Origin of the sequence: Mesorhizobium sp. M0060 (genome assembly GCF_040323155.1) — a bacterium.
Taxonomy (GTDB): Bacteria; Pseudomonadota; Alphaproteobacteria; order Rhizobiales; family Rhizobiaceae; genus Mesorhizobium.
This window is the reverse complement of sequence record NZ_JAMYUP010000027.1, coordinates 37,645-62,201: the sequence shown is the minus strand read 5'-3', so window position 1 is coordinate 62,201 and position 24,557 is coordinate 37,645. Positions and strand designations below refer to the sequence as shown.

At 62.2% G+C, this 24,557-nt stretch carries 23 protein-coding genes and 1 pseudogene; 15 read left to right on the top strand and 9 right to left on the bottom strand.

What is annotated here, in order from left to right; translation table 11 throughout:
* Positions 1-31: 31 nt before the first annotated feature.
* Positions 32-1,615 (top strand): ArnT family glycosyltransferase, encoded by a 1,584-nt coding sequence (locus NKJ94_RS23215; RefSeq protein ID WP_352528195.1) that lies wholly within the window; start codon positions 32-34, stop codon positions 1,613-1,615.
* A gap of 22 nt (positions 1,616-1,637) precedes the next feature.
* Complete coding sequence (locus tag NKJ94_RS23210; protein ID WP_352528216.1) at positions 1,638-2,951, top strand: M24 family metallopeptidase; 1,314 nt, start codon at positions 1,638-1,640, stop codon at positions 2,949-2,951.
* 6 nt (positions 2,952-2,957) lie between these two features.
* On the opposite strand, the gene NKJ94_RS23205 is transcribed toward NKJ94_RS23210, so the two are convergent.
* Both NKJ94_RS23205 and NKJ94_RS23200 read right to left on the bottom strand, forming a co-directional pair.
* Entirely contained in the window at positions 2,958-3,758 is an 801-nt protein-coding gene (locus NKJ94_RS23205) for a phosphate/phosphite/phosphonate ABC transporter substrate-binding protein (RefSeq protein ID WP_352528193.1), read from the bottom strand.
* Positions 3,759-3,840: 82 nt separating this feature from the next.
* The gene (locus NKJ94_RS23200; protein WP_352528191.1) at positions 3,841-4,851 is read right to left on the bottom strand and encodes a fatty acid desaturase; all 1,011 of its coding nucleotides are present in this window, start codon (positions 4,849-4,851) and stop codon (positions 3,841-3,843) included.
* Between the two features lie 228 nt (positions 4,852-5,079).
* On the opposite strand from NKJ94_RS23200, the gene NKJ94_RS23195 reads away from it, so the two are divergent.
* On the top strand, positions 5,080-5,922 hold the full coding sequence (locus tag NKJ94_RS23195; protein WP_352528189.1) for a helix-turn-helix domain-containing protein: 843 nt from the start codon (positions 5,080-5,082) through the stop codon (positions 5,920-5,922).
* Between the two features lie 88 nt (positions 5,923-6,010).
* Positions 6,011-7,027 carry a betaine--homocysteine S-methyltransferase gene (gene bmt / locus NKJ94_RS23190; RefSeq protein WP_352528187.1) on the top strand — a complete coding sequence of 339 codons (1,017 nt, stop codon included), beginning with the start codon at positions 6,011-6,013 and terminating at the stop codon, positions 7,025-7,027.
* A gap of 149 nt (positions 7,028-7,176) precedes the next feature.
* On the opposite strand, the gene NKJ94_RS23185 is transcribed toward bmt, so the two are convergent.
* From NKJ94_RS23185 to NKJ94_RS23165, 5 genes are all read right to left on the bottom strand, one after another.
* The gene (locus NKJ94_RS23185; protein ID WP_352528185.1) at positions 7,177-9,297 is read right to left on the bottom strand and encodes a vWA domain-containing protein; all 2,121 of its coding nucleotides are present in this window, start codon (positions 9,295-9,297) and stop codon (positions 7,177-7,179) included.
* 2 nt (positions 9,298-9,299) lie between these two features.
* On the bottom strand, positions 9,300-9,860 hold the full coding sequence (locus NKJ94_RS23180; RefSeq protein WP_352528215.1) for an RNA polymerase sigma factor: 561 nt from the start codon (positions 9,858-9,860) through the stop codon (positions 9,300-9,302).
* A 67-nt stretch (positions 9,861-9,927) separates the two neighbouring features.
* Positions 9,928-10,683: a dienelactone hydrolase family protein gene (locus NKJ94_RS23175; protein WP_352528213.1), complete on the bottom strand. Its 756-nt coding sequence runs from the start codon at positions 10,681-10,683 to the stop codon at positions 9,928-9,930.
* Positions 10,684-10,787: 104 nt separating this feature from the next.
* The gene (locus NKJ94_RS23170; protein WP_352528183.1) at positions 10,788-11,459 is read right to left on the bottom strand and encodes a hypothetical protein; all 672 of its coding nucleotides are present in this window, start codon (positions 11,457-11,459) and stop codon (positions 10,788-10,790) included.
* 107 nt (positions 11,460-11,566) lie between these two features.
* Complete coding sequence (locus tag NKJ94_RS23165; protein ID WP_352528181.1) at positions 11,567-13,141, bottom strand: trimethylamine methyltransferase family protein; 1,575 nt, start codon at positions 13,139-13,141, stop codon at positions 11,567-11,569.
* Positions 13,142-13,417: 276 nt separating this feature from the next.
* Here NKJ94_RS23165 and NKJ94_RS23160 point away from each other — a divergent pair, with 276 nt between their 5' ends.
* Positions 13,418-14,116, top strand: coding sequence for a cobalamin B12-binding domain-containing protein (locus NKJ94_RS23160; RefSeq protein WP_023676506.1), 699 nt, complete (start codon positions 13,418-13,420; stop codon positions 14,114-14,116).
* An 81-nt stretch (positions 14,117-14,197) separates the two neighbouring features.
* On the opposite strand, the gene NKJ94_RS23155 is transcribed toward NKJ94_RS23160, so the two are convergent.
* A complete protein-coding gene (locus tag NKJ94_RS23155) occupies positions 14,198-14,338 on the bottom strand; it encodes an EncA/B family entericidin (protein ID WP_292654758.1) in 141 nt (46 codons plus the stop codon).
* 64 nt (positions 14,339-14,402) lie between these two features.
* Between NKJ94_RS23155 and NKJ94_RS23150 the strand changes: the two genes are divergently transcribed.
* Positions 14,403-15,032, top strand: coding sequence for a DUF1638 domain-containing protein (locus NKJ94_RS23150; protein WP_352528179.1), 630 nt, complete (start codon positions 14,403-14,405; stop codon positions 15,030-15,032).
* Positions 15,033-15,040: 8 nt separating this feature from the next.
* Here the strand turns inward: NKJ94_RS23150 and NKJ94_RS23145 are convergent, their stop codons facing one another.
* Positions 15,041-15,964, bottom strand: coding sequence for an NAD-dependent epimerase/dehydratase family protein (locus tag NKJ94_RS23145; RefSeq protein WP_352528177.1), 924 nt, complete (start codon positions 15,962-15,964; stop codon positions 15,041-15,043).
* 116 nt (positions 15,965-16,080) lie between these two features.
* Here NKJ94_RS23145 and NKJ94_RS23140 point away from each other — a divergent pair, with 116 nt between their 5' ends.
* The 9 genes and pseudogenes from NKJ94_RS23140 (at position 16,081) to NKJ94_RS23100 (ending at position 24,440) form a co-directional block, all read left to right on the top strand.
* Positions 16,081-16,656 carry a DUF4893 domain-containing protein gene (locus NKJ94_RS23140; RefSeq protein ID WP_352528175.1) on the top strand — a complete coding sequence of 192 codons (576 nt, stop codon included), beginning with the start codon at positions 16,081-16,083 and terminating at the stop codon, positions 16,654-16,656.
* 76 nt (positions 16,657-16,732) lie between these two features.
* Positions 16,733-17,516, top strand: a pseudogene (locus NKJ94_RS23135) (formyl transferase).
* Positions 17,517-17,563: 47 nt separating this feature from the next.
* Positions 17,564-18,475: a fatty acid desaturase family protein gene (locus tag NKJ94_RS23130; protein ID WP_352528173.1), complete on the top strand. Its 912-nt coding sequence runs from the start codon at positions 17,564-17,566 to the stop codon at positions 18,473-18,475.
* A 235-nt stretch (positions 18,476-18,710) separates the two neighbouring features.
* Entirely contained in the window at positions 18,711-19,013 is a 303-nt protein-coding gene (locus NKJ94_RS23125) for a virulence factor (protein WP_352528171.1), read from the top strand.
* Positions 19,006-19,629 (top strand): methylenetetrahydrofolate reductase C-terminal domain-containing protein, encoded by a 624-nt coding sequence (locus tag NKJ94_RS23120; RefSeq protein ID WP_352528169.1) that lies wholly within the window; start codon positions 19,006-19,008, stop codon positions 19,627-19,629. Before NKJ94_RS23125 ends, NKJ94_RS23120 begins: the two co-directional genes overlap by 8 nt.
* Positions 19,626-20,717, top strand: coding sequence for a methylenetetrahydrofolate reductase (locus NKJ94_RS23115; RefSeq protein ID WP_352528167.1), 1,092 nt, complete (start codon positions 19,626-19,628; stop codon positions 20,715-20,717). Before NKJ94_RS23120 ends, NKJ94_RS23115 begins: the two co-directional genes overlap by 4 nt.
* An 80-nt stretch (positions 20,718-20,797) precedes the next feature.
* Complete coding sequence (locus NKJ94_RS23110) at positions 20,798-21,772, top strand: methyltetrahydrofolate cobalamin methyltransferase (RefSeq protein WP_023719929.1); 975 nt, start codon at positions 20,798-20,800, stop codon at positions 21,770-21,772.
* 113 nt (positions 21,773-21,885) lie between these two features.
* Positions 21,886-23,955 carry an ASKHA domain-containing protein gene (locus NKJ94_RS23105; RefSeq protein WP_352528165.1) on the top strand — a complete coding sequence of 690 codons (2,070 nt, stop codon included), beginning with the start codon at positions 21,886-21,888 and terminating at the stop codon, positions 23,953-23,955.
* Positions 23,956-24,257: 302 nt separating this feature from the next.
* Positions 24,258-24,440 carry a hypothetical protein gene (locus NKJ94_RS23100; RefSeq protein ID WP_352528163.1) on the top strand — a complete coding sequence of 61 codons (183 nt, stop codon included), beginning with the start codon at positions 24,258-24,260 and terminating at the stop codon, positions 24,438-24,440.
* Positions 24,441-24,557 lie beyond the last annotated feature (117 nt).

Sequence of the window (24,557 nt, the reverse complement as noted above, 5' to 3'; positions counted from 1 at the left end):
CGCAGCCGGCAACACTATGCCGGCAAGGGCGATGAGATTTTCATTGAAGTACAATCTGAAATGGGCCAAGTGGCTTGCCGAGGGGCGGATCGGCCCCTTCCCGGCGGCGATCGTCATGGTCGCGGCTTACTTCGCCTTGCAGACCATCATACTGTCCCTGTTGAGCTCTTGGGCGGGAACCGGTGTCGGCATCGATGATGCGGAGCAGCTGATCTATGTTCCGTATCTCTGGGCCGGATATGGCGGCTCGCAACCACCCCTCTATACCTGGATCAATTGGCTGGCCGCGCATGTTTTCGGCACCAGTATCTTCACGCTGAAGCTCGTCAAATACTCCGTGCTGTTCCTCGCCGCCTGCAGCGTGTTCGCCGCCATGCGGCGGTTCGGCTACACCAAGGCGACAGCCGCGGCGGCCATGTTCGGCCTGTTTACGATCCCGCAGGTCGTCTGGGAATCGCAGCGCGCTTTGTCGCATTCCGTCGCCGTCGTCGGCTTCTGCTCGCTGCTCCTGCTCGCCATGGCCTATCTTCTCGAGCGGCGAAGCATGATCGCCTATGCGGCGTTTGGCCTGGCCACGGCGGCGGCAATTCTTGCCAAATACAACGATGTCTTCCTTGTGGTGGCCCTTGTTGCGGCAATGCTGTCGCTGCGCGAATTGCGCAGCGCGATCCTTGATCCGAAGTTCGCAATCAGCATAGCGGTCGCGATATTGGTGCTGGCGCCAACCACCTATTGGAGCCTCATGCATCCCGCCGATTTATTGTCGAGAGGCGAGAAGTTCGGAATAGACTCGCAACAAGGGCGCATGGCGGCGGCCTTTGTCGGCGCCGGCAAGTTTATCATGGGGACCTTCAATTTCGCGGTCTTGCCGGTGTTCGTTTCCGCGCTGGCTTTCGGGCTGGCCGGGTTCCGTTTCTCCGAGCGGCACCCGAAAGGTCCGGCTAGGGAAATTCTGTTGTGGCGTACCTTGGCGCTCGGTTTGGCCATGCTGGCAATACTTGTACTGGCCACCGGCGTGACGGTGGTCAAGGACCGCTGGCTGCTGCCGGTCCTGTTCATGTTGCCGCTGGCCATCGTCGCCACTATGGAACGGCTGGCGCCGCGCGGCAGGAATGCGCAGCTCCTGGTGATCGCTGCTGGAGCGATCATCGCCGTGCTGCTCGCGCCCGCTACCTGGTACGTCCAGATAAACGGGACCAGTGGCCTCTCGCGCATGATCCGCGTGGATTACCCGGCTCTCTATCGCCAACTGACTGCGGACGGACCGGTGAAAACCGCAATATCCGACGGTGCATGGGTCGGAAACCTGCGGCTGGTCGACGAAAAGCTGGTCGCGCTTGACCAGGAAGTGCCTAATTTCGAAACGCTGATGCAGGAGCCGGCCGTACTCGTCTGGCTTGACCGTGACGATCCGAGGCCGGTCATTTTGGACCAGCTCAAAGCGGCCGACTATGAGCCGGACGGCCAACCGCGGCAAATCATGGTTCCGCTGTTGCGTGGCACCGGCAAATCTGCCCGGCCCGGCGCGTATGTAAGATTGAAGAGAATGGTGGTGGGAGGAGCCACGGCGCCCAAGGCTAGCGGAGGAGCCGAGGGTGGACAAGAACCCGACTGATCGGCCCCGTCATCGCAAGATCATGCCGTTCGAGCCGGACAGCTCGATCGATGCGCTGCGCAAAAAATCGCGCCTGAAGGCCGCCAAACTCAACCAGCATGTGCTGGGCTATGGAGCGCTGGCGGAAGCCGAGTGGCAAGCGGCGGGTATTGCCGCGCCCGACCTGCCCGCCATGCGCCGATACCGGCTAGACCGCATCCGCGCCGAGTTGAAGCGCCGCGACTATGCTGGAGCCCTACTCTACGATCCGGTCAACATCCGCTACGCTACCGATGCCACCAACATGCAGCTCTGGGTCGCGCACAATCCGACCAGGCATTGTTTCGTCGCCACCGATGGCCCGGTGGTGCTGTTCGACTATTTCTCATGCGAGCACCTTTCCGACCATTCCGGCGTCGTCGACGAGGTGCGGCCGGCTGTATCGTGGGCATATCTCTATAGCGGCGAGCTGACCGGTCAAAAAGTGCGCCGCTGGGCATCCGGCATTGCCGAGCTGGTATCGGAACATGGCGGCGGCAATCGCCGTATCGCCGTCGATCACATCAATCCCGAGGGCATCGAAGAGCTCGCCCGTCTCGGCATTTCGACCGGCAATGGCGAGGCGGTGATGGAAAATGCGCGGCTGATCAAATCGCCCGACGAGATCCTTGCCATGCGCCGGGCGATCGTCGCTTGCGAGGCGGCGATGGGCGAGATGGAGCAGGCGCTGAGGCCCGGCATCGCTGAGAACGAATTGTGGGCCGAACTCCATCGCGGCAACATCGCGCGCGGCGGCGAATGGATCGAAACCCGGCTCCTGTCGTCGGGCCCACGCACCAATCCATGGTTCCAGGAATGTTCTTCGCGGACGATCGAGGCTGGCGATCTCGTCGCTTTCGACACCGACCTGATCGGTCCTTACGGCTTCTGCGCCGACCTTTCGCGCACCTGGCTTTGCGGTGACGCGCCGCCGTCGCAGGAGCAGCGCGGCCTGTTCCGCATCGCCGCCGACCAGATCGCCCATAACACAGAGCTGATGCGGCCGGGCGTATCGTTCCGCGACCTCGTCGAGCGCTCGTCAGTGCCGCCGGGAGACTGCTTCCCGGCCCGTTACGGGGTGCTCTATCACGGCGTCGGCCTTGCCGACGAATACCCGACATTGCCGCATGCCAGCGACTGGACCGACGACACACCCGACGGCGTGCTCGTGTCAGGCATGGTGCTGTGCGTCGAGAGCTATATCGGCCGGCTTGGCGGCTACGAAGGCGTCAAGATCGAGGAACAGATTCTGATCACCGAGACCGGCAACGAGAAGCTTTCGACCTACCCGCTCGATAATCGGCTGCTTGGCGGCTGAGCGAATCTACGTCAGCGCCGCGATCGCCTCGCGCATCGTGGCGACGATCGCTTCTGGCGTCGTCCTGGCGGTGATGAACGGCAAGCCTTTGCGCCGCCTTGTCCAGCCGACGACCGTCACCTTCTGCGCCGCAGGCTCGAAACGCTGCGCCAGCGCCCAGCTCTTGCAGTCGATCGCCGCGACGTCGGCCCTGCCCTCGGCAACAGCAACGATCGAAGCGCGGTGCCCACAGCTTTCGCTCAGCGCGGAAAAGATATCCAAACTCTCGCCGAATGCTTGCAGGTCGCGTGTTGGCGCGATGATGCCCGACATGGAATCGAGGCTGTTGAAGGTGAAATGCTTGCTGCGCAGCAGATCGAGCGGAATGACGGCGCCGCCGTCGTCCGGCGACCTTGCCGGCGGTGCCTCACCCGCCCTCATGACGATGGCGCTCGAATAGAGTTCGCCCTGTCCGCCCTCGAATGCGTCGTAGCGCGGCTGGCCGACGAGGTGGACACGCTGCGACAGGCCGAGTTCCATCGGTCCCCAGCAGGTTTGCGCAAAGAGCAGCGCCGGATGCAGCCAGAGCCGGTGAAAATCCAGCACGTCCGGCGGCAATGTCGCCGGATCGGGCGCGATGAGTTTTCCCTGATCATCGCGGATACCGCCAGGCACCGGCGGCAAATCGCCGTTGCGGCGGATGATCGTCTCCGGCGCATCGATGCCTTTTTGTCTGAAAACATCGCGCAGCCGCGCCCATTCTGCGTCGACCTCGTCCCGCGCTTCCGGCCAGTCATACATCGGCAAAGCCGCAATGAATTCGCTCATGCCGAGATTTGACCGTTATGCGGGGAAATTGACAAGTTCAGGAAAGCGTCGCTCCGCGGCGCCGCTTGCAATGCCGCAAAAATCATTCCTTCGGCGGCTCGGCAGGTACCGGTGCGCTGCCAAGCCCATTGAGGCTGCGCGCCCTGACGCGCGGCTTGAACGCGCGTCCCAGATCCGGCGTACGCCGCAGCACGGGATGGACGATCGGCTCCTTCGCCTTGAAGGCATAGGCCTTGAGCAGCGCGAAATAGTTCGGATAGGCGTAGCCATTGTTCATCCGCAGCCACTCGTCGCGGCGGTCGGCAAACAGCTTCGGCAGCCTGTACCAGGCCACCGTCGGGCTCTTGTGATGGACGAAATGCAAATTGTTGTTGAGGAACAGGAAGGATAGCGGCGAGCGCTCGACGATGATCGTGCGGCCTTCCGGATGTTCCGACCATTGGTGCTCGGCGTAGGTGCGGATCGAAATCAGCGACTGCCCAAGCCATACCGGCACCAGTATGTAGAGCCATAACGGCATGCCGAAGCCGAACTGCACGACAGGCAACACCACGGCGAGGCCGATCGCGTGCAGCAGCCACGCCTTGCGGATGGTCTTGTCGCCCGCGGCAACCTGCTTGGCATCGTCGATGAAGAAGCCGATGCAGGAAAGCCACGGGCCGAGCACCAAGCGCCCGAGCATCGTGTTGTTGATCTTCAGCAGGAACTTCATCGCCGACGGCAGCTCCTCGTGCTGCCAGAGCGCCTTGTAATAGCTTTCGGGATCGTCGAGCGGATCGGTCAGCCGTTCGTCTGCATGGTGGCGCAAATGAATGGTCTTGAACCGGCGAAACGGCCAGACAAGACCGATCGGCAAGAACGCGAAGGCTTCGTTGAGCCGCGCATTCCGGGTTGGGTGGCCGTGCAGCACTTCGTGCATCAGCGAGGATTGCAGCGCCGCAATCAGGGTCAGAAGGGCGAGCGCCAGCAGCGGGTAGGATGGCCAGAGCAGGAAACCGGTGGCGAGCCAGCCGCCGTAGCAGAAAAATGCAAGAACCACGGTCGGCCATTCGATGGCCGCTGCACCGCGTCGCCTATTGCCCGTACTCGTCATGCTATCGACCACTGCCTTCCAGTCGCCGGAACCCGTTTGATTCCTGACAGCATTGTGTCAGGAGCGTTGCCTTACTGCAACGCGATAAAGCGCACAAACTGTTGCGATTGCGCATTTTCAGCCGCAGATGTTATCTATTGTGAACAAGCTTCCGGATTCATTTGCGCCCACAAGGCACTATTGACGGCTTCGGCGCAAATTTTTCCTCCTATCGAGTGGAGTGGCAATTTGGACAAGCGCGACCTGTCGACGATCTTTCGCGAACGCCTGAAAATGCTCTTGACAAGGTCCGATTTGAACCAGTCGGCCTTCGCCGCAGCGGTTGGCATCGACCGTTCGGCGCTGTCGCAGTTGCTCTCCGGCGCCTCGACCCGCCTTCCCCGAGCCGAAACGCTGCTCAACATCGCCGCCGAATTCAAAGTCTCGCTCGACTGGCTGCTCGGTCTCAGCCAGGACGAAGGCGTCACCGGCGAAATCCGCGAGAGCCTCGAGATCGAGGAGGCGCCGGACGGCTTCGACCGCACGCTGCTGGCTCGCTGGCATGCCGAGGCGGCCGGAACGAAAATCCGCTACGTGCCGGCCGGCATTCCCGATCTTCTGCGCACCGAGGCGCTTGTCGACTACGAAGCCGTCATCGCCAACAAGAGCCGCGAGGCACAGGCCGGCGAAACGCAGTACCGCATCGACTACAACCGACGGCCCGAAACCGACATGGAAGTCTGTATGCCGCGCCATACGCTGGAGATCTTCGCGCGCGGGCTGGGCGTGTGGGACCGTTTCCCGGAGGCCGACCGTCACCAGCAGCTCCTCCACATGGCGACGCTGCTCGACGACCTTTATCCCACCTTCCGCCTGTTTCTCTATGACGGGCGGATGCGCTATTCGATCCCCTACACCATCTTCGGACCCTATCGCGCCGCCATTTATGTCGGCGACATGTATCTGGTGCTGAACGCCACCCAGCCAATCCGCACCCTGACCAGCCATTTCGACAATCTGATCCGCGCCGCAGACGTCAACGCTCATGAGGCGGCCAGCTTCACACGAAAGCTCGCGGAGATGCGATTTTGACCGGTTGTTTCTCGCGCCGACATTGACGCCACATAAAGAATTCTTTATATCTTTATCTCAGTTATTCTCCGGGAAGGCGTATTTCATCATGACCAATCCGATCGACGCGCTGCTTGCCGAAAAGGGCGTCCTGCTCGCCGATGGCGCCACCGGCACCAATCTGTTCGCCATGGGACTTGAAGCCGGCGAGGCCCCCGAGCTCTTGAACGAGACCGCGCCCGACACCATCACCAGCCTGCATCAGAACTTTGTCGATGCCGGCGCCGACATCATCCTGACCAACTCTTTTGGCGGCACCCGCCATCGGCTCAAGCTGCACCATGCACAGGACCGGGTCTACGCGCTGAACAAGCGCGCGGCCGAGATCGCAAGCGCCGTTGCAAAAAAGGCCGGCCGCAAGGTGATCGTGGCCGGCTCCGTCGGTCCGACCGGCGAGCTGCTGGTGCCGCTCGGCGCCATGACCTACGACGAGGCGGTCGAGGCCTTTGCCGAACAGATCGAGGGCCTGAAGGCTGGCGGCGCCGAAGTCGCCTGGATCGAGACCATGTCGGCGCCGGACGAGATCCGCGCCGCCGCCGAAGCCGCCATCCGCGTCGGCCTGCCCTATACCTATACCGGCTCCTTCGACACCGCCGGCCGCACCATGATGGGGCTGCTGCCGAAGGACATCCACGGTGTCGTCGACGGCCTGTCGCAGACGCCGCTCGGTGTCGGCGCCAATTGCGGTGTCGGCGCCTCCGATATTCTTGCTTCGCTGCTCGACATGACCGAGGCGAAGCCGGAGGCAACGGTGATCGTCAAGGGCAATTGCGGCATTCCCGAATTTCGCGGCGCTGAGATCTACTATTCCGGCACGCCCGAGCTGATGGCCGACTATGTGCGCCTCGCCGTCGATGCCGGCGCCAAGATCGTCGGCGGCTGCTGCGGCACCTCGTTCCAGCACCTCGCCGCCATGCGCAAGGCGCTCGATACACACATGAAGTCGGATCGCCCGACCGTCGAGCAGATCGTCGAACGTATCGGCCCGATGCGCAACAAGCAGGCGACAGCAAACGTCGCCGAGACCAGCGAAGCCCGCCGCGAGCGCCGCCGCGGACGCGCCTGATGCTTTCGGCTGCGCAGCATTCCGCGCGAAGCGGTGCTGCCACAAAAAAAGGCCGGCAAGGTTTCCCTCGCCGGCCTGCCTCACCCGCCCGTAGGCCGGCTCCCCCTATCAGAACGATCCCATCTGAAAGAAACCGGCCGTCATTGCCACTACCGGTTACCGCCGATCGCCGAGGCAAGGCGCACGAGCGAGAGGAACTCGGACCGGTACCCAAACGGGTCGGCTCCTCTGGCGGCGGTGGCAATCTCCGTGATCTTGTCGTAACCGAACTTCGCGGTCGCATCCTCGTCGCGCAGCTTCTGGCCGAAGGCAGCGATGGCAACGGAGAAACGCTGGTCGGTGCTGGCCTGGTCGAACGACGCCACCTCGTTGGCTGACGTCACCGGAGTGGTGATCAGCTTCGAAGTGTCCTCGTTCGGCAGCTTGTAGCGGATCTTGAGGAAGGCATACTCGTCGGCATTGGCGACACCGCCATTGTTCACCGAGGCCTGACCATAGCGCAGCTGATCAATCTGTTCGCCGCCGCTGCCCTTAGGCGTGATCTCGTAGATCGCGGTGATCGAATGGCCTGAGCCGATCTCGCCGGCGTCGACGCGGTCGTTGTTGAAATCCTCGCGGTTCAAGGCACGGGTTTCATAGCCGATCAGCCGGTACTCCGAGACCTTGTTCGGGTTGAACTCGACCTGGATTTTCACGTCCTTGGCGATGGTGAACAGTGTCGAGGAGGCATCCTCGACGAGCACCTTCTCGGCCTCCGCCAAAGTGTCGATATAGGCGGCGGTGCCGTTGCCGTTCTGAGCGATGGTCTGCATCATCTGGTCATTCAGATTGCCGCGGCCGAAGCCGAACACCGACAGGAACACGCCTGTCTTGCGCTCCTTTTCGATCAGCCGCTTCAGATCGTCGTCGTCGGTCTGGCCGACATTGAAGTCGCCGTCCGTGGCGAGCATCACACGGTTGATGCCGTCCTTAACGAAGGATTTCTGCGCCAGCCTGTAGGCTTCCTTGATGCCCGCCTCGCCCGCCGTGGAGCCGCCAGACGTCAGATTATCGATGGCGGCGAGGATCTTGTTCTTCTCCGAAGCCTTGGTGGGCTCCAGCACGGTGCCGGCATCGCCAGCATAAGTGACGATCGAGACGGTATCGTCGGGTCTTAGCTTGTTGACCAGCAGCCGGAAGGCCGACTGCAGGAGCGGCAGCTTGTCCTGCTCGTTCATCGACCCGGACACATCGATCAGGAAGACCAGATTGGCCTTGGGCTGCTCAGCTGGCTTCACGTCGAACCCCTTGATGGCGACATGCATCAATTTGGTGTGCTCGTTCCACGGCGTCGGCATGACGCTGACGATCGAGTTGAATGGCGTCGACGCGGAGTCCGGGCCTTTCCAGTCGTAGGGGAAATAGTTGATCATCTCCTCGACGCGCACCGTATCGGCCTGCGGAATAAAACCTTCTTTCAGCGAGCGCCGCACGAAGGAATAGGAAGCGGTGTCGACATCGATAGAGAAGGTCGAGACCGGGTCTTCCATTGCGGCATGCACCGGATTGGTCTTGAAATTCTCGACGCGATCGCGGTTTTCCTCTTGCGGAAGCATCTGGTCGGCCGGCGCAGCGGCAGGCTGCTGTGCCATCAGCTTGGAATCGGCAACCGTGCCAGGCATGCGTCCGACCCGCGCGCCGCCATCGACGGCCGGAGCCGCGGTGCGGGTGCCGTCATTCAGCACAAACTCGCCACTCTGCGCCGGTTCGGGAGCATTGCGGGTGAGCGCCTCCTGCTGCGTCAGCCCACCGACTGCGGTCGATTCCGCTTTCGGCGGCGATGTCGGCGCCACAAGCGCCTCGCCGACGTCGCGATTTTCACTGTCAGCATCCGCCTTCTTCTGCTTGTCCGCTTCGGCCACGACCGGCGGTTTGACGGTCGCCGGCTTGTCAGCCAGCGTTTCGGTGATCTTATCGTCCCCGCCGAATTCGGGCCCACCGAATTTGGATTCCCCGAGCATATAGATGGTGGCATATCCGGCGATCGGCAGGGCAACGAGCCCGGCAATGGCCGGCGTGGCGAAGAGTTTCTTTTGCATGATTTCGCTCCAGAGCTTTCGTGCTCGCTCTGTGAGACGAAGCCCGCTCACCGATCCTTGGGCGGCAGGTGAAGTTTTTTCGTCCATGTCATAGGCGCGCATGGCGGCATGGAAGGCACGCGCCTTTGCGTCCGCGTCCGGCGCCGGTGCCGCGATATCGCGCAGCCTGTTCAGTTGGTTGTCGTCGACCATGGTCACACTTCCCCGGCTGAACGCATCAGCGTCTTCAACCGTTTCTTCGCCTCATGGATGTGCCAGGAAACCGTCGTCTCCGAGATCGCCATCGCCTCGGCGGCGGCCGCGTGGCTCAGCCCTTCGCCATAGACCAGCAGCACCGCGTCGCGCTGCTTGTCAGGAAGCTTGCGCACCGCTGCCCAGAGCGCCTCGGCCGGATCTTCCGGCTCGACCGAGGTTCCCCCCGAAATCAGCGCATAGGCGCCATACGCCTCGGTCTTGGCAGTGTCGCGGGCGGTCTTGCGCATCACGTCACGCGCCGCATTCAGCGTCATGGCGTAGAGCCATGTCGTGAAGGCGCCGCTGCCATGATAGTCGCGGATCGCCCGGCCAAGCCGGACGCAGACTTCCTGGGCGATATCCTCGGCGTCGGCCTTTTTCCCGCACCAGCGATAGGCGGCGCGATAGACGAAACCGTAGTGCCTTTCGAGCAACTTGCCGAAAGCACCCCGATCTCCGCCCTTCGCCCGCCCGATCAGTTCAGCGTCGGAGGCTTCGCTTTCGTCCAGCATCATCGCCATCATTGCCTGTTGGACGAAGGCTAATGGCTGTTCCTTGGGGCGATGGAAAGAATTTTTTGGCGCGCCGTCACGTCGTAACGGTTGGCGTGCCCTGACCGAGCGTCTCCGCGAACAGCGTCGTCAGCCGCTTCCAGTGGCGCTCGGCGCCGGCTGCATCGAAGGCGCTGTGGTCCGGCACGCACCAGCCATGCGCCATGCCGGCATAGTTCTCTATCACATGGTCGACCTCAGCCGCGCGCAGCGCTTCGGCCAGCCGCGCCGCTTGTGCGGGCGGAAAGCTGCGGTCGACACCCGCAGTGCCGATATAGACCTTTGCCTTCACCGAGGCGGCCTTCCGGTGCGGACTGTCGGCAGCGTCACCAGCCAGATTGCCGCCGTGGAAACTGGCCGCCACAACGATGCGGTCGGGATGGCTGGCCGCCGCGTTCAACGCCCGCGCTCCACCCATGCAGTAGCCGACAATGCCGACCGGCCCGGTCAGGCCTTGGGCAGCAAGCGCATCGAGGAAAGCGCCGCTGTCGCGGATTGTCATCTCCTGGGTCGTGCCGCCGACGAGACCCGTGATGGCGGCCTTGCTCTTCTCTTCGCTGAACGCAGTCTTGGGATCGAAGGTGCCATAGGGCGCATTGCGGTAAAAAAGATCCGGCACCAGCACCGCGTAGCCCTCGTCCGTGAGCCGCTCTGCCATTTGATCGAGCGCCGGTCGCGGGCCGAAAGCGTCCATGTAGAGGATGATCGCTGCCTTGGCCGGGGCTGCCGAGCGGAGCAGCCCGGCTTTGGCCACGCCGTCGCTTGTCTTGATCTGCATCGCTTGCTTGGCCATCATCCGCTCCGTTGACGTGTGGTGCGATAGATATCTGCGCTGACCGTCGCGGCAAGCTGTAATGCAGCGAACTCCTTCAAGATTTCGTGCGGCATTCGGCGACGCTACAGACGCGCGAATGCTGCCATGTGAAAGGCCTGAACCTCGGCCGGATAGCGATAATCGGTGCCGTAAGGACAGGCGTTGCGATCAAGGCAGCCGCCGGTCCGGCAAGGTCCGCCGTTTTGCCCACGCACATGCGCCAGACAAGTTTCATGCACAAAACCATCCGCAGAATAAGCCACGACCGGACAGGATTTCAGGCAAGGTTTTTCCAAGCACGTATCGCAAAGGTGAATCACGTCGCGAGGTTCGTGGAGCGCAATCTCGTTTTCGAACAGCAGCGCGCCGCGATAGGCATGCCAGAGCCCGTATTGCGGATGCATGAGGATGCCGAGCGGCGACGGCTTCAGCCCCTCCGCCCGCATCGCCCATTGCTGGAACGGCAGATAAGGCCTGTCGGACGGCGACACCGCGCGTGCCCCGAATTTTTCGGCCACCGCGCCGATGACGTCGCGCGACCATGTGTCGAGCGGATTGGCGAAGGATTGTGATCGTTTCTCCAGCCAGCGCAGGAAGTGCGGCCAAGGTGCGGCACCCGCCTGCCCCACCAGCAGGACGGATCTGGCAGCAGCGCCGGAGAGACCGGAAGGTGTTTCCTCACCGCCCGCAAAATTGAAGCCGCCGCGCAGGATGAGGCCGTGGGCGGAAAGCGCAGCCGCAATGGTTTCGATCATGCTGCCCTCGAGGATCATCCCTTCTTGTCCGGGTCGGAGAAGGCGCTCCGCCAGACTTCTTTGTGGATGATGTCGGCGACTTTAGCCCCGCCTGATTCGGGCTCCTTTCAGGTGAAGGCGTCGGCCATCGACGCCTTCTTCCTGGCGATGAAGTCCTTCAGCCCGTCGTCGATGCCCGGGTCGAGATACGGCGCCTCGTAGCTCTCCAACCAGCGGCGGGCGAGCTCGTTGGCCCGCTGCGGCGCGGTTTTTTCGCCTTCGGCCAGCCACTGCTCGTAGGAATTGTTATCGGCGATGTTGGAACGGTAGAACGCGGTCTGGAAATTGGCCTGGGTGTGATCGCAGCCGAGATAATGGCTGCCCGGGCCGACCTGGCGGATGGCATCCATCGCCTGGCCATTTTCCGACAGGTCGACACCTTCGGAGAACTTCTGCGTCATGCCGAGCTGGTCGATGTCCATCACGAACTTTTCGTAGCAGGAGGCCAGACCGCCCTCGAGCCAGCCGGCCGAATGCAGCACGAAATTGGTGCCGGCGAGGATCGTCGAGTTCAGCGTGTTGGCGCTCTCATAGGCCGCCTGCGCATCGGGGATTTTTGAAGCACAAAGCGAGCCGCCCGTGCGGAACGGCAGGCCGAGCCGGCGGGCAAGCTGGGCGGCGCCATAGGAAACCAGCGACGGCTCCGGCGTGCCGAAGGTCGGCGCGCCAGACTGCATTGAGATCGACGAGGCGAAGGTGCCGAACAGCACCGGCGCGCCCGGCCGGATCAGCTGCGTGAACGACGCGCCGGCCAGCACTTCGGCCAAAACCTGCGTCAGCGTACCGGCGACCGTCACCGGGCTCATCGCACCGGCAAGGATGAACGGCGTGACGATGCAGGCTTGGTTGTGGCGCGAATAGACTTTCAGCGCTCCCAGCATGGTTTCGTCGAACACCATCGGCGAGTTGGCATTGATCAGGCTGGTCAGCACCGTGTTGTTCTCGACGAAATCGTCGCCGAACACGATCTTGGCCATTGCCACCGTATCTTCGGCGCGCTCGGGCGCAGTCACCGAACCCATGAACGGCTTGTCGGAATATTTGATATGGCTGTAGACCATGTCGAGATGGCGCTTATTGACCGGTACGTCGACCGGCTCGCAAACCGTGCCGCCCGAATGGTGGATCGACGGCGCCATATAGGCGAGTTTTACGAAATTCCGGAAATCCTCGATCGTCGCATAGCGCCTGACCCCGTCGAGATCGCGCACGAAGGGCGGTCCATAGACCGGCGCGAACACGGTCGCGTTGCCGCCGATCTGCACCGAGCGCTCGCCGTTGCGGGCGTGCTGGGTATAGACGGACGGAGCGGTCTTCAACAGCGAGCGGCAGAGGCCCTTGGGGAAATGCACGCGCTCGCCCTTGACGTCGGCGCCCGCCTCTTTCCAAAGCTGCAGTGCCTCGGCGTCGTCGCGGAAGATGATGCCAATCTCTTCCAGCACCGTGTCGGTGTTCTTTTCGATCAGCGCCAGCCCTTCCTCGTCCAACACTTCATAGACGTTGATCTTGCGCTTGATATAGGTGAGCTGTGTGCCGGGGCCGCCGCCCGAACGTGCAGCTCGTCGGGCTGCGGCGCCACCGCTGGCAGCGCGCCCGCGCCGTGCGTTTGACGCTTCCTGATCGACCGGCGCGTTCTCACTCATGATCGTTCTTCCCTGGCTCTTGTTCCGGCCTGAAATCCGTTTGCGGCCGCATATTGCGGTCTCTGGCCGGATCGTAGCCATGCACCCTATTCGAAACGGCCCGCCAGCGCCAACGCCTGTCGCAAAATCGACAAGAATTCTAAGAGATTTACGGTCGCTTTCCTTTTGCGGGAAGTCGCAAATCAGCTATGGACAACCGGCCCGCGCGGGTTAGGTATTGACGCGATATTTTTAAGCTGCCGCGATAGTTGTAGCCGGCAAGGAGCCTGAGAAAAAATGGCCGACGACGAGATCATCCTTTCGGAACTCTCCGACGACGAGTTGGTGCAGCAGATGCACGACGACCTTTACGACGGGTTGAAGGAAGAAATCGAGGAAGGCACCAACATCCTTCTCGAGCGCGGCTGGGCGCCTTACAAGGTTCTGACCGAGGCTCTGGTCGAAGGCATGCGCATCGTCGGCGAGGATTTTCGCGACGGCATCCTGTTCGTTCCGGAAGTGCTGCTATCGGCCAACGCGATGAAAGCCGGCATGTTCATCCTGCGTCCGCTGCTTGTCGCCACCGGCGCGCCGAAGCAGGGCAAGATGGTGATCGGCACCGTCAAGGGCGACATCCACGACATCGGCAAGAACCTCGTCGGCATGATGATGGAAGGCGCTGGCTTCGACGTCATCGACCTCGGCATCAACAATGCGGTCGAAAAATACCTCGACGCCATCGAAAAGCACCAGCCCGACATCATCGGCATGTCGGCCCTGCTGACGACGACCATGCCTTACATGAAGGTCGTCATCGATACGATGAAGGAAAAGGGCATTCGCGACGATTATGTCGTGCTGGTCGGCGGCGCACCGCTTAACGAGGAATTCGGCAAGGCCGTCGGCGCCGACGCCTATTGCCGCGACGCCGCGGTGGCGGTCGAGACCGCCAAGGACTTCATGAAGCGCAAGCACAACGTCCGCGCTTCGGCCTGAGCCAACAAATTCGGCTCCGACGAGAAAAGCCGCGCCTTGCAGTGCGGCTTTTTTATTCCCAAATGTTCGAAACCGTGCAAATCAGGGTTTCTTGACGGTATCGTCAACGGCCTTCGCAGTGGATTTGAGATCCTTACCGACGCCGCGCACCGTGTTGGCGCAAGCCGAAACAGCCAAGGCGCAGGCGAGAATAGCGATTGGCGCAACGCGGAACAATTTCATGATTGATGTCTCCCTCAGCATATAAATTTGCTGGACAGCAACGAAGATCGATTAGACTGGTTCCATGAGTACCGCGCGAAAACAACAATCCGATCAAGGCGACAAGCTGCTCGTCATCGCCTGCGGGATGATTGCGCGCGAAGTTCTGGCGGTCAAGGAGCAGCTCGGGCTCGACCATCTCGACCTGACCTGCCTGCCGGCGGAGTTCCATTTCTATCCGGACCGCATCCCGCCGGCCATGGACAAGGCTATCGAGAAGGCCAAGACCGACGGCTACAAACACATCTTCGTCGGCTATGCCGATTGCGGCACTGGTGGCCTGCTTGACCGCATCTGCGAGAAGCACGGCGTCGAGCGCATGGCCGGACCGCATTGCTTTGCCTTCTATCAGGGCATGGATGCCTATGCGAAGGTCGCCGATGACGACATGATGTCGTTCTATATGACCGACTTCCTATGCCGGCAATTCGATGCTTTCTTCATGAAGCCGCTCGGCCTCGACAAGCACCCGGAGCTGATCAAGGACTATTTCGGCAACTACGAGAAGCTGATCTATATCGCCCAGACCGACGATCCGGAGCTCGACAAGGTCGCCGAAAAGGCCGCGAAAATGCTCGGCCTCGCTTATGAGCGCCGCTCGACCGGCTATGGCGACCTGACGAAGGAGTTGGCCAGCGCTGCAGTCCTGGCTTGACGATAATTCTAGGTAACGCCCTCTTCAGCTTCTAGCCCGGCGAGCACATCGGCAAAGCTCGTCTTGCAGACGAAATCCAGCCGGTCCCTCGCACGCGAAGCATCGTAGATCCGGTCGATCGACGAAAACATCGTCCAGCCTTTCTTCGCGTAGAGCGCCGGATAATCCGGGAAATAGCGCGCCACGACCGACGGTGCGTCGGCGATCAATGCCGGGCAATCGTCGGGTTGGAACGGTGTTGGCGCCGAAATGATGAAGATGTCGAAGCCCAATTGCGGTGCTTTCTCCAAGGCGGCGATATGGGCATCGGCAGCATCCTCCACCGTGAGCCGGCGAAACAGCAGTTCATTTGCCTTGGTGTTGACGTCCGACTGTTCGATCACATGCGCCATGTCATCGGTTTCGGGGAAGAAACGGGCGGTGCGCAGCACAATCACCGGAAGGCCGAACTCGAGCTGGTAGAGGCGACAAAGATGTTCCGCCGCGAGCTTGGTGATGCCGTAGATGTTGCGTGGCTCGGGCGACGTGTCTTCCGTCAGCCATGCCGCCTTGCGCGCGCCGCCGGTAAAGCCGGCGCGTATAGCCTGGGAAATCATCAGCGACGTCGTCGACGTAAAGACGAAGCGCTGAACGCCGAATGCAGCGGCCGCGTCGAGCAGGTTGAGCGTGCCGCGCACATTCGTCTCGACGAAATCCTCGTTGCGATGATGTTCGATGTCAGGCTTGTGCAGCGCGCCGCTGTGGATGATGGCCTCGATACGGTTCTCCTTGACCGCGTGCATGACCAGGTCGCGATCGGCGACTGAGCCGACGATTCGCGTTTCCGAGGATGAGACGGGATCGAGGCCGGTGACATCATGGCCGAAGGCCCGCAGGCGCGGCGCCAAGGCGCTGCCCAGCCAGCCCGATGATCCAGTCAGCAAGATCCGCATTCGTTCCGCCTCGTTTCTGCTGTTGATGCTGTCAAGCATGGATGACAGAGCGCTGCGAAACATTAAGGTATGCGCCAGACAAGAAAACAGGCTGCTCGAAGCGGGAAACGCCACCAATGATCGCTCGCCTCATGTTTGCCGCAGCAGCTGTCCTCTGCTTGACCCTGCCCGCGTTCGCCGACGGCGAAGTGCAGAAGCTGATCACGACTGCCGACAAGGCGCGGCTCGACAAATATGGCGAGACGCGCAAGGCAGCGCTTGACGAGGCGAAGGCCGGCGACCCCGCCGAGGTCAAGCAGCTCGATGCGTTGTTGGCAAAGCCCCTGGTTTCCTTCTCCGACAAGGACCTGACTGGCAATTGGCAATGCCGCACCATCAAGGCCGGCGGGCTCAACCCGCTGGTCATCTATGGCTGGTTCAAATGCAAGGTGAGCGACGACGGTTCCGGCTGGAGATTGGAAAAGATCACCGGTTCGCAGCGCACCAAGGGCCGCTTCTTCGATGATGGCGAGAAACGCGCGATCTATCTTGGTTCCTTCTACGTCAACGACGATTCGGCAAAGCCCTACGGCAGCGGCCCGGAAAGCGATCAGGTCGGCTATGCCTTCCGCAACAGCGCCAGCGAATGGCGCATCGAGTTCCCGGCGCCCCACTACGAATCGAAGCTCGACATCCTCGAATTCAAGCGCTGAGCCCCGATCACCAAGGATTAACCCGGCCAGCCTAGCATTCGCGCGCAAAGAACAGGTCTTTGCGGGGTCGCGAAGCATGGCACGGTCGAAAACAAACCAACGGCCGATCGTCGTCGTCACCGAAGGCGGTCCGCATATCTGGGCGATCGTCAACGCCATCGCCGACCAACTCGGGCCTGTCAGCGTCATCCTGGAAACCCCTGAATCCAAAAAGCAATTGCTGCTCGGGCGGGCGCGGCGGCAAGGCTGGACCTCGGCCATCGGTCAACTCGGCACGATGATGCCGACCCGGCTCGGCAAACGGTTTTTCGCCGGCCATGCAGCACGCATCATCGCCGAACAGAAACTGCAAACCGAACCCAGGCCAGGGCAAAAGATCATCCACGTGCCTTCGGCCAATGCGCCGGAGTGCCTGCAGGCGATCGAGGACATCCCGGCCCGGCGTCGTGCTGCTTGCCGGCTGCCGCCTGCTGTCGAGGCAGACGCTGGCCGGGATGCCTTGCCCGGTCCTCAACTATCATGCCGGCATCGCGCCCAAATATCGTGGCATGAATGGCGGCTACTGGGCGCTGGCTTCCTGCGATGCGGAAAACTTCGGCACCACCGTGCATCTGGTTGACGCCGGTGTCGACACCGGCGGCGTGCTACGGCAGGCGCGCGGCAAACCGCAGCCGGGCGATACCATTTCAAGCTACGCGTTGCGGCAGGCGGCGTTCTCGCGCGACATCTGCGTCGAGGTGGTCAGGGATGTGCTGGCCGGCAAGCTCGGTACGGTCGATCCCGGCCTGCCTTCGAAACAATGGTATCATCCAACGATCTGGTTCTATCTCTGGACCGGGATAAGAAACGGCGTCTGGTGACACGCGCGCCGATTTACCGGACACCCACCCGCCGCTAACATTGCATCATGAGCGACATCGACCACCGCACCATCATTGCCGGCCTTTCGGTCGAGGAACGTCGCGACCTCACCGCCAGGCTTGACGGGCCAGGCATTGTCCGGCTGGCCGTCTATGGCGGGCTGGTTATCGTGCTGGGCGCGCTGATCGCCGCCCGCATTCCGTTCTGGCCGCTTCTCGTCTTGCCGCAGGGCATCTTGATCGTCTTCTTCTTCACGCTGCTGCACGAGACCATCCATGAAACGGCGTTCAGGACGGCGTCGCTCAATCGCGCTATCGCCACCGTGACCGGCTTCCTGATCCTGCTGCCGCCGGCATGGTTCCGCTATTTCCATTTCGCCCATCACCGTCACACGCACGACCCGGACAACGATCCCGAACTGATGGCCCCGAAGCCGGAAACCATCGGCCAATATCTGCGCTATCTGTCCGGCGGCCCCTATTGGATAGGCATGGCCCGCGTAGTCGCAACCAATGCGGCGGGCCGCAACCGCGACGGCTTCGTACCGGAAAAGGGCCGCAGTAAGGTGGTTGCGGAAGCACGGCTGTTCCTGATCGGCTATGCGGTGTTGCTGACCGCATCACTCGCCGTACAGTCGGCACTGCTGTTGTGGATCTGGATCGTGCCGGTGCTGGTCGGGCAGCCGTTTTTGCGGGCCTACCTGCTGGCCGAGCACGCGTTGTGCCCGCATGTCGCCAACATGCTCGAGAACACCCGCACCACCTTCACCACAAGGCTGGTGCGCTTCGTGGCTTGGAACATGCCGTACCATTCCGAGCACCATTCCTATCCGGCCGTTCCCTTCCACCGCCTGCCGCGCTTCCACCAGATTGTCGCGGAGCATTTGCGCACGACGGAACGGGGTTACGTGCGCTTTCACCGGAAACTTGTCGGCAGCTTCGATCGTCGCGCCGGCTGACCTGCGCTGAAACAGACATCGCTTTCATCGGCGGTCGTCGATTGCGTCGCTTTTGAAGGCGCCCGCGTCGTCCCATAACAAGCAGCCGAACAGCGCTTTCGGCAATGCTCGAAACCACTGCATCGGCCTAAAGATCGGAATCGATCTTCGGAGGGCACGATACAGCGGAGTTAAGTGGTAGAGCGTCGTTTGTGCGTTCGATTGGACGCGCGGGGCTCTACAGGAGCAGGAATTCATGGCCGATCTGATCGTCGTCTACTGGCGCGACATCCCCGCCCAAGTCATCGTCAAGAAGGGCCGGCAGAACGCCAAGCGCGAACTGCCGCTGCGCTTCACCGAGGCGATCGACATGTGCGCCATGCGCACCGGCGCCGGCGGCACCGACGACTATCTTGCCGAATGGCGCAAGGCAGAGCCCATCCCAGTCAGTGACGATCTTGAAGCCGAGGCCGAGAAGGCTCTTCAGGAGATCGATACCACATACGACCGCGAGCGGCTGGTCGCTCTGGTCAAGGCGGGCGGCAAAGAAAATGTCTGATCTCCAGCCAACGCCGGTGACGACGGCTCAAACCGGCCTGACCCAAGCGACCATCGTCAAGAAGGCGGCACCGAAATCCGACTACAAGCCGGCCGACGTGTCGCCGCAGCGGCGCGTGCAGCGCTCGTTTGCGGTGCGGCTTTGGTCGGTGCGGCATTCGCGGCTGCTTGAATGGTTCTACGCCAAATTCGCCGACATGTTCCTGGCTCTCCACCCCCTATGGAAGGGCATCGGCTACAGCCGTGTCGAAGGGCCGGTGAAATTCGTCGAAAAGCGCGTCAAGGGTTTCATGTTCGACTGCCGCATGTGCGGCCAGTGCGTCCTTTCCTCGACCGGCATGTCGTGTCCGATGAATTGCCCCAAGCAATTGCGCAACGGCCCTTGCGGCGGTGTCCGCGCCAACGGCAATTGCGAGGTCGAGCCTGATATGCCTTGCGTCTGGGTCAAGGCCTGGGAAGGCTCGCAAAACATGGTGCATGGCGACAAGATTTTTGACGTGCAGAAGCCGGTGGACCAGTCCTTGCGCGAAACCTCCGCCTGGCTGCGGGTCACCGCGCAGGCCGCAGCCGCCCGCAATGCGGCCCAGAATACTACGAACACCGGAGCGTCGGCATGATCGGCCGCCAGCCAGACGAGAATCCGGCCGGCATCCATCTGCCGCTCGATCCCCTGCCCGGCCACACCTCGCGCGGCCGGCTGGAGCGGGTCCTGCGGCGCGGCGAGTTCGCCGTGACGACCGAGCTCAACCCGCCCGATAGCGCCGATCCCGAGGACGTCTACAACCGCGCCAGGATCTTCAATGGCTGGGTCGACGCCATCAATGCCGTCGATGCTTCCGGCGCCAACTGCCACATGTCGTCGGTCGGCATCTGCGCGCTGCTGACCCGCATGGGCTATGCCCCGATCATGCAGATCGCCTGCCGCGACCGGAACCGCATCGCTATCCAGGGCGATGTGCTGGGCGGCGCGGCGATGGGTGTTGCCAACATGCTCTGCTTGACCGGCGACGGCGTGCAGGCCGGCGATCAGCCCGGTGCCAAGCCGGTGTTCGATCTCGACTGCATGTCGCTGCTCGAAACCTGCCGCATCATGCGCGACAATGGCAAGTTCCTGTCCGGCCGCAAATTGACGACGCCGCCGCAGCTTTTCCTTGGCGCGGCGATCAATCCGTTCGCGCCGCCGATCGATTTCCGTCCCCATCGGCTGGGTAAGAAGATCGCCGCCGGAGCGCAATTCGTGCAGAGCCAGTACTGTTTCGACGTGCCGATGTTCCGCACCTACATGCAGAAGGTCCGCGATCTCGGCTACACCGAGAAATGCTTCATCCTGTGCGGCGTTGGGCCGCTCGCCTCGGCCAAGACGGCCAAATGGATCCGCTCCAACGTGCCGGGCATCCACATTCCCGACTCGATCATCAAGCGCCTGGAAGGCGCCCAGGATCAGAAGAAGGAAGGCAAGCAGCTCTGCATCGACATAATCAATGAGGTGAAGGAAATTCCCGGTGTGTCCGGCGTCCATGTGATGGCCTATCGCCAGGAAGAATATGTCGCCGAGATCGTCGACGAATCCGGCGTGCTGAAGGGCCGCCAGCCGTGGAAGCGCGAAATCCGCCGCGACGACCAGCTCGTTGCCGACCGGCTCGACCACATCCTGCATGACGACCTCACCGAAACCCAGGTCGACATGGTCAAGACCGCGCATTGACGGCGCGAATTGTCAGCATTCGCTTGATCAGAAACAGATAACGATATAAAGAAATCTTTATATCACGATGGAGAGATTTCATGACCCGGACCATCGTCGCCTCGGCGACACGAGAAATCATCATCGGCTTCGACCAGCCCTTCTGCGTGATCGGCGAGCGCATCAACCCGACCGGCCGCAAAAAACTGGCGGCCGAAATGATCGCGGGCAATTTTGAGACCGTCATCCGGGATGCGCTGGAGCAGGCCGCCTGCGGCGCAACCATGCTCGACGTCAATGCCGGCGTCACCTCGGTCAACCCGAACGAGACCGAACCCGGCCTGCTGGTGCAGACGCTGGAGATCGTGCAGGGCCTGGTCGACCTGCCGCTGTCGATCGACTCCTCGGTGACCGCGGCGATCGAAGCGGCGCTCAAGGTTGCCAAGGGCCGGCCGCTGGTCAATTCCGTCACCGGCGAGGAGGAAAAGCTCGAGGCCATCCTGCCGCTGGTCAAGAAATACAACGTTCCGGTGGTCGCCATTTCCAACGACGAGACCGGTATTTCGATGGACCCCGACGTGCGCTTCGCCGTCGCCAAGAAGATCGTTCAGCGCTGCGCCGACTTCGGCATTCCGGCGCATGACGTGGTCGTCGACCCGCTGGTCATGCCGATCGGCGCGCTGGGCGATGCCGGCCGCCAGGTGTTTGCACTGCTGCGCCGGCTGCGTGAAGAGCTCAAGGTCAACACCACTTGCGGCCTCTCCAACATCTCCTTCGGCCTGCCGCACCGCCACGGCATCAACGCCGCCTTCATTCCGATGGTGATCGGCGCCGGCATGACTTCGGCGATCATGAACCCGGTGCGGCCGCAGGAAATGGAAGCCGTGCGCGGCGCCAACGTGCTGAACGGCACCGATGAGAACTGCACCAACTGGATCAGGACCTACAAGGACTACAAGCCTGCCGAAGGCGGCCAGGCCGTTGCCGCCCGGACGCAGGTCAACGCGCCGGGCGACGGCAACGGCAATGGCGGACGCCGCCGCGGCGGCCGCGAAGCGCGGATGGCCCGGGGTTGAGCCATGGCTTGGCCGACACGATATGGGGCCTAGAAGTGGGGAGAACCGAACCGTAGCGGCATCGCTGCCGTGGCCCAAGACCCGAACGGCGTAGAAAGTAAAGTCTGGAACGCATGAACTCTCCCGTCAACATCACCGATCCGCTCGTGCTGTTCATGCCGTCCGGCAAGCGCGGGCGGTTTCCGGTGGGCACACCGGTGCTGGATGCCGCGCGCCAGCTCGGCGTCTATGTCGAGAGCGTGTGCGGCGGACGCGCCACCTGCGGGCGCTGTCAGATCGAGGTGCAGGAAGGCAATTTCGCCAAGCACAAGATCGTCTCTTCCAACGACCACATCTCGCCCAAGGGCGCCAAGGAAGAGCGCTACGAACGCGTGCGCGGCCTTCCCGAACGGCGCCGCCTGTCCTGCTCGGCGCAGATCCTCGGCGACCTCGTTGTCGACGTCCCGCAGGACACCGTCATCAACGCCCAGACCATCCGCAAGGATGCCGACACCAGGGTCATCGCCCGCGATTCGGCAATCCACATGTGCTATGTCGAGATCGAAGAGCCCGACATGCACAAGCCGCTCGGCGATCTCGATCGCCTGAAGATCGCGCTGATGAAGGACTGGGGCCTCAAGAGCCTCGATTTCGATTTCCATCTGTTACCGCAGGTGCAAGGCATCTTGCGCAAGGGCAACTGGACAGCGACCGCCGCCATCTACAAGGACGCCGACAGCGAGACCGCACGGGTCATCGCTTTGTGGCCCGGCCTCAAGAACGAGGCGTACGGGCTTGCCTGCGATATCGGCTCGACCACCATCGCCATGCATCTGGTGTCGCTGCTGTCGGGCCGTGTCGCCGCCTCGTCGGGCACGTCGAACCCGCAGATCCGCTTCGGCGAGGATCTGATGAGCCGCGTCTCCTACGTGATGATGAACCCGGACGGCCGCGAAGGCATGACAGTCGCGGTGCGCGAGGCGATCTCGGGTCTCGTCGACAAGGTCTGCGCGGAGGGCAACGTCCAGCGCAATGACATTCTGGATTCCGTCTTCGTCGGCAATCCGATCATGCACCATCTGTTCCTCGGCATCGACCCGACCGAACTCGGCGGCGCACCTTTCGCGCTGGCGGTCTCGGGTGCCGTGCACATCAAGGCATCGGACATCGGCCTGAAGCTCAACCAGGGCGCCAGGCTTTATATGCTGCCTTGCATTGCCGGCCATGTCGGCGCCGACGCGGCCGCCGTGACGCTGTCGGAAGGCCCGCACCGCCAGGACGAGATGATGCTGATCGTCGATGTCGGCACCAATGCCGAGATCGTGCTCGGCAATCGCACGCGGGTCGTGGCGGCCTCGTCGCCTACCGGCCCGGCCTTCGAGGGTGCCGAAATCTCCGGCGGCCAGCGCGCCGCACCGGGTGCCATCGAGCGCGTCCGCATCGACCCTGAGACGCTGGAGCCGAAATATCGCGTCATCGGATCGGAACTCTGGTCCGACGCGCCAAGCTTTCTCGACAGCGTTCAGGCGACTGGCGTCACCGGCATTTGCGGCTCCGGCATCATCGAAGTGGTCGCCGAGATGTATCTCGCCGGCATCATCTCCGAGGATGGTGTCGTCGATGGATCGCTGAGCGCCCACTCTTCTCGCGTCGTCGCCAACGGCCGCACCTTCTCCTATGTGCTGAAGGAAGGCGAGCCCAAGATCACCATCACCCAGACCGACGTGCGCGCCATCCAGCTTGCCAAGGCCGCCCTTTATGCCGGCACCAAGCTTTTGATGGAAAAGCAGCACACCGATCATGTCGACCGCATCCACTTCGCCGGCGCCTTCGGCTCGTTCATCGATCCGAAATATGCCATGGTGCTGGGCCTGATCCCCGACTGCGATCTCGACAAGGTCTCGGCCGTCGGCAATGCCGCCGGTGCTGGAGCACGCATGGCGCTGTTGAACCGCGGATACCGCCGCGAGATCGAGGAAACCGTCAGCAAGATCGAAAAGATCGAGACGGCGCTGGAGCCGAAATTTCAGGAGCACTTCGTCTACGCCATGGCGCTGCCGAATAAGATCGACCCGTTCCCGAAGCTGTCGGCGGCGGTGAAACTGCCGCCGCGCAAGACGGTGAGCGAAGACGGTATTGCCGGCGACGCCGCCCCGCGGCGGCGTTCGCGCGAAGGCCACGCCGCGCGGCGCGGCCGAGGGTAGTGCGAATACCCTCAACCATTCCGGAATAGGGGCCTTCGGCGAAGCCGATCTCACCCTTGCCGACCCGGGCTGGGGAGATTGGATGTCGCTCGGCTTCCATCAACACCAACGCCGAAGGCTGCCAGATGCCAGGCAGCGCCCATGCATTTTCATTTGTATGCAAATGTTTCCAGATCAACCAGATCTGGAAACGAAAATGCGTTTTCGTGAAATCCGCCAGATACATACGCGGCGCATTTAACCGCATCGACGGCAGGTAGAGAACATCTCTTGTCCCGCCGCAACACTCAAGGGAGAGCACGATGTCGATGTTCGAAACCCTCGGCCGCTATGGTGCGGCCTTCATGAAAACACGCGAAGCGCGCAAGTCGCTGCGCATCCTGAACAGCCTGCCGCCTGAGATCCAGAAGGACATTGGCTGGCCGGTGTCGCCGCGGTCGAGCGAAAAGAAGCTTTCGGTTGGCTGGGGCATGCGGCGCGGATGAAATTCGCCGACAAATGCAAGCTGCTTGGCATTCGCCGGGGCCGCATTGCTGCCGCGGCGCTGAGCAGTGCAGCGGTGCACCTGAGACGCCAAAAGAACTTGCCTCTTTCAACGTAAG